This window comes from Mycobacterium sp. (assembly GCF_019243155.1).
GTDB lineage: Bacteria > Actinomycetota > Actinomycetes > Mycobacteriales > Mycobacteriaceae > Mycobacterium.
Genome location: NZ_JAFAUS010000200.1, coordinates 1 through 5,521 on the forward strand (window position 1 = coordinate 1; position 5,521 = coordinate 5,521).

The 5,521-nt window shown below is 66.0% G+C and carries 4 protein-coding genes; all 4 read left to right on the forward strand.

All coding sequences use genetic code 11. The annotated features are described in order from the left end of the window. On the forward strand, window positions 1-2,556 hold a 2,556-nt coding region (locus tag JOZ00_RS09925), incomplete at its 5' end, for a GAF domain-containing protein (protein WP_293343203.1). A gap of 352 nt (window positions 2,557-2,908) precedes the next feature. Beyond that, window positions 2,909-4,054, forward strand: a complete 1,146-nt coding sequence (locus tag JOZ00_RS09930; RefSeq protein ID WP_293343206.1) for a VOC family protein — start codon at window positions 2,909-2,911, stop codon at window positions 4,052-4,054. 38 nt (window positions 4,055-4,092) lie between these two features. Beyond that, window positions 4,093-5,010, forward strand: a complete 918-nt coding sequence (locus JOZ00_RS09935; RefSeq protein ID WP_293343208.1) for a fumarylacetoacetate hydrolase family protein — start codon at window positions 4,093-4,095, stop codon at window positions 5,008-5,010. Continuing rightward, a partial coding sequence (locus JOZ00_RS09940; protein ID WP_293343211.1) for an FAD-dependent monooxygenase occupies window positions 5,007-5,521 on the forward strand: 515 nt, incomplete at its 3' end. The genes JOZ00_RS09935 and JOZ00_RS09940, both read left to right, overlap by 4 nt.

A 5,521-nucleotide genomic window follows, 5' to 3' on the forward strand; every position in this document is an offset into this window, starting at 1 on the left:
GACGACCGGACCGCTACAGTTCTCGCCGCCCCGCACGATCCGGGCATGCCGACCCTTGCTGTCGGGACTCCCGTCGCGGTAGCCGGCGACCGCATCCTGGCGGCGGTATGCAGCAGCGGCCAGCCCGCGCGCGAAGAATGCCCCGACGCGGGCGTCGGTACGAAACTCGGCGTGCCGGTCGTAGTCGACGGCCGGGTATGGGGGGCTATCACTGCCGCATCCGCGGGACCGGTACCGCTGTCGTCCGACACCGAGACGCGCGTTGCGGATTTTGCCGACCTCGTAGCGACCGCGCTCGCCAATACGGCCGCGCGCGAACAGCTAGATGCCAGCCGTGACAGCCTGCGGCAGTTGGCTCGACAGCAGACGGCGTTGCGCCGGGTAGCGGAACTCGTGGCGCGCGAGGTAGAGCCTCGCCAGGTGTTCACGGCCGTGGCCGAGGAAACCGCCGACTGCCTGGACGTTCACAACGCATCAATTGCCCGGTTCGACGGCGATGCAATTGTTATCGAGGCCGTTGGGCGCGCTGAGCCGGGGCTGCCGAACCCCCCGGCGATTGGTGAGCGGTTCCCCCTGACCGGCGACCACATCGGCCCGATAATCCGGCGAACCGGCCAGCCCGCCCGAATGGACAGCCACGACCATGCCGCGGGCGCTTCGGCCGCGCGCATCCGCGACATAGGTGTGCGATGCATGGTCGGCGTGCCCATCGTTGTCGGAGCACACGTGTGGGGCGTTCTTGCCGTGGCGTCCCAGACCGAGCCGCTGCCGCCTGACACCGAAGCGCGCATGGCCGACTTCGCCGAGCTGGTAAGCACCTCCATCGCGAATGCGGCCACCAGGGCCGACCTGCAGGCCAGCCGCGATAGCCTGCATCAGCTCGCAGGGCAGCAGACCGCATTGCGACGGGTCGCCGAACTGGTAGCCAGCGAGGCCGAGCCTCACCAAGTGTTCAAAGCCGTAGCCGAGGAAGTGGCCAGCTATTTGGACGCCTACAACGCGAATGTAGGCCGGTTCGATGGAGACGCCATCGTGATCGAGGCTGTTGGACGACCCGAGCTGGATTTGCCCAACCTGCCCGTACCTGGTCAGCGGTTTCTCCTAGAGGGCGACCACATCGCGCCGATTATCCGGCGCACCGGCCGGCCAGCCCGGATGGACAGCCACCAGCACGCAGCGGGTGCGACGGCCGAGTTCATCCGCGAGCTTGGCATTCAATCCATGGCGGGCGTCCCCATCGTTGTTGGGGCACACGTGTGGGGCGTTCTTGCCGTGGCGTCGCGGACCGGTCTGTTGCCGGCCGACACCGAGGCGCGTATGGCCGATTTTGCGGACTTGGTGGCAACCTCAATCGCCAACGCCGCCACCAGGGCTCAACTACAGGCCAGCCGCGACAGTCTGAGTGAACTCGCCGACAACCTCAGCGTGCTAGCCCGGCAGCAGGCCGCGTTGCGGCGCGTCGCTACCTTGGTCGCGCGCGGGGTCAGCCAGTCCGAGGTGTTGTGCGCGGTGGCCGAGGAGATGGCCGGTTGCTTCGGTGTGGGTAATGCCGAGGTGCTGCGCTACGAGAACGACGGCGCGGCGATCGTCGTTGTCGCCTCCTACGCGACGCCGGGTGCGCCGCACCTCCTATTGGGTGAACGTCTCAGCGTCGAGGGGGACAACATCGCCGCCATGGTGCTGCGGACCCGACAGTCCGCCCGGATGGACAGTTGGGAGGGCGCCGCGGGACCCCTCGCTGACCGTGTTCGCGAGTTAGGTATCCGCTCGCGGGTCGGCGCACCGATTGTGGTGGATGAGCGAGTGTGGGGAATCGCCGTCGTCGCCACCACGCAAGCCGACCCATTGCCGCCGGACACCGAGGAACGTATCGCCGAGTTCGCCGAGCTGGTGGCAACGGCGATCGCGGCCGCGACCACGCGAGCGGAGCTGATCGCCTCGCGGGCCAGGATCGTGGCCGCCGCCGATGACGCTCGCCGTCGCCTGGAGCGCGATATCCACGACGGGTCTCAGCAACGGCTGGTCTCGCTGGGACTGAAACTTCGCCTGGCAGAGGAGTCGGTGCCACCCGGATGGGATGAGCTGAAACACGAACTGTCGGCGGCGGTTTCCGGATTGACCGACGTGTCCAACGAGCTGCAGGAGATCTCCCGCGGCATACACCCAGCGATCCTGTCAACGGGGGGGCTTCCCGCGGCGCTCAAGGCGCTGGCCCGCCGCTCGGCGGTGCCTGTCGACCTCGATGTCGCGATCGAACAGCTGTTGCCCGAGTCCGTTGAGGTCGCCGCGTACTACGTCGTCGCAGAGGCGCTGGCCAACGCCGCAAAGCACGCTCAGGCTTCGGTAGTGAAGCTGCGGGCGCGCGATAGCGACGACAGCCTGAACCTCTTCATCGCGGACGACGGCATCGGCGGGGCCAACTGGGGCAAGGGCTCCGGGCTCATCGGCCTCAAGGACCGCATCGAGGTGCTTGGTGGCCGCATGCACGTCGCCAGTCCGCCGGGAGGCGGGACATCGCTTGATATCACCATCCCGCACGAAACGAACGGAAGATAATTCCGGGAGTTACCGCACCGACTCTGCCGCAACCTAATTCGTCGCCGTAGAGCCAAATGTCGAAACCTTAGGTGGACGTGGGATGGTCCGGGCATTCTCTCGGACTGACGCGCTGTCGGCGTCTCGATCTGACGATTCGTCAGAATGTCGCATACCTGCTAGCAGGGTATGGCTATTGCCGTCAGCCGCAACGACGTATTGCCGTCAGCCACAACGACATACCGTCCCAGCGGCGGCATGCTTACTGGTGAATCCGGTACGCGGAAGCTGGTTCCGCCGAAGGCCATGGCATGAGATGCCTTTCAGAGAAGGACCATCATGCCGTCCGTCGATTTTGTTTTAGGAGCGAGCAATGACTGACCAAATCATCGGCGCCCACAACGGGCTGCACAGCGAGGATGGAGCGCTGCGGGGCGAGCACCCGGGGCGCTCGGCGAACCCACTCATCAAGGTCCACGACGTCATCTGGCTGGAGTTCGAGAAGCCGGACCTAAACAAGGCGGAGGCGTTCGCGCGGTCGTTCGGATTCAGCGTCACGCTGCGCACCGACACGGAGCTGCACCTGCGTGGCAGCGACCCGGGCGCGCCGTGTGTTCTGATCCGCCGCGGCCAGCGTTCGCGGTTCGTCGGCCCCGCCTTTGTCGCCGCCGACCAGTCCGACTTGGTGCGGTTGGCCGACGCGACGGGGGCCACCGTGTACCCGCTGCCGGACACACTTGGCGGCGTGACGGTTGACCTGGTTGACCCCAGCGGCGTTCCGTTGCGGGTGGTTTCGGGCACCCATGAGCTGCCGGCACTGCCCACGCAGCAACCGCACGTGTTCAACTTCGGCGCAAGCCGCGACGTCGTCCGGTCCAACTCGACCCAACGGCCCCCCCGGGTGCCGACCAATGTGCAGCGGCTGGGGCACATCGTGCTGCAAACCACCAAATACATTGAGGCACTTAACTGGTACCTGGACCACCTGGGATTGATCGTGAGCGACTTCTGCTTTTACCCAGGCCAGCGTGAGCGCGGACCGATCATGAGCTTCATCCGCTGCGACCGCGGATCCACCCCCGCCGATCATCACACGCTGGCGATGGCACTGGGTCCGGCCAACCGCTACGTACACTCGGCGTATCAGGTCAGTGACCTCGACGCGCTGGCCGCCGGCGGTGAATTCCTGGGCGAGCAAGGATATTCCCGCTCCTGGGGAATCGGCCGCCACATCCAGGGCAGCCAGATCTTCGACTACTGGCGCGACCCGGAGGGTGATTTCCTGGTCGAGCACTTCGCCGACGGTGACATGTTTGACAACACTCTGGAGCCCGGCTGGGCGCCGTTGACGGCCTCGGGCCTGTACCAGTGGGGCCCCCCGCCGAGTAAGGACTTTCTGGGCGTCGGCACACCCGTCGAGACCGCACGCGAAGTCGCTCTGATGATCGACGCGCTCCGTCACGACAACGAATTCGACATGTCCGCACTGCGCGGCCTGTTCAACGTAGCCAATTCCTAACGCCAACCAACCAACACAAAGAAAGTAAGGATCCTCAAATGACCGTCTCAATCCTGCGCACCGCCGACGCGTGGTGGGTGCAGACCCCGAGCGGCGCCGCCCGCATCCCCACCGACGCCGCCACCACCGCGGAGGTTTTGGCTAACCGTGCGGCCATCGACGCCGCCGCACACTCCACCGACACCGTACCGGTGGAAAACCTCCAGCTGCTGTCGCCGGTCACGACGCCGTGCCGGGTGGTGGCTCAAGCCACCAACTACGCTTCGCACGTGCGGGACGTCGGCCGCGACCCCGCCAAGACGCCGCTGACCTTCTTCCGCAAGGCATCCGGTTCCGTCACGGGTCCGTTCGACGACATCGTCAAACCCACCCACGTGCGACTGCTGGACTACGAGGTGGAGATCGGTCTGCTGATCGGGCGCGAGCTGCCGGTGGGCAGCGAGGTGACCGAGGCCAACCTGGCCGAATTCGTCCACGGGCTGTTGGTGACCAACGACGTGTCGGCGCGCGACGTGCAGATGACGAAAGCCCAGTTCTACGAGTCGAAGTCGTATCCGACGTTCACCCCGGTCGGTCCGACGCTGGTCCTGGTGGATGCCGATGAGCTCAAGCGCTTTGGTGACCTGCGGGTGCAGTTGCGGGTCAACGGCGAGGTGCGCCAGAACATGGTTGTCGAGGGCGACATGCTCTACTCGCCGGTGCAGGCACTGCAGACGCTCGCGAAGTTCCAGAAGCTCGACGCCGGCGACATCGTGCTCACCGGCACCCCGGTCGGCACCGCGATCACCGCACGCGGAATCGAAAACCCGCACCAAATGGATATGGCGGCATTCCTTGCCGCTCAGGCAAAGAACCCGAAGTACCTGCACGACGGTGACGTCATGGAGGCCACAGTGGCCACCGACGACGGCGCCATCAATCTCGGCACGCAACGGAACAAGGTGGTTTACGCATGAACGCACAGTCCAACGGCACTCCGGCCTCGCTGCCGGACTACGTGCCGGTGATCGTCATCGGTGCCGGTCCGACCGGCATGACCGCAGCGACGATGCTAGCCCAGCAAGGCATCTCGTGTCTGATGCTGGATCGCCACGAGACTGTCTACCCGCTGCCGCGGGCGGTGCACGCGGACGACGAGATCTACCGCATCCTGACTCGCGTCGGGGTGGGCGACGAGTTTGCCGCACACCGTCGGCCCGGGCTCGGACTGCGCCTGCTCGACACGGACATGCGGGTGCTGGCGGAGTTGAAGCGCAGCCCTCAGCCGAGCGCCAACGGCTATCCCCAGATGAACATGTTCGACCAGCCCGAGCTGGAGGCGATGATGCGGGTAAACCTCAAGAGGTATCCCGACGTCGCTTTGCGAGGTGATGTCGAGGTCACCGGCGTTACCCAGGACCGGCCCGACCGGGTGCGGGTGAGCTTCCTCGACCGGGTTCGCGGCGGTCAGCATTCCGTGGAGGCCCG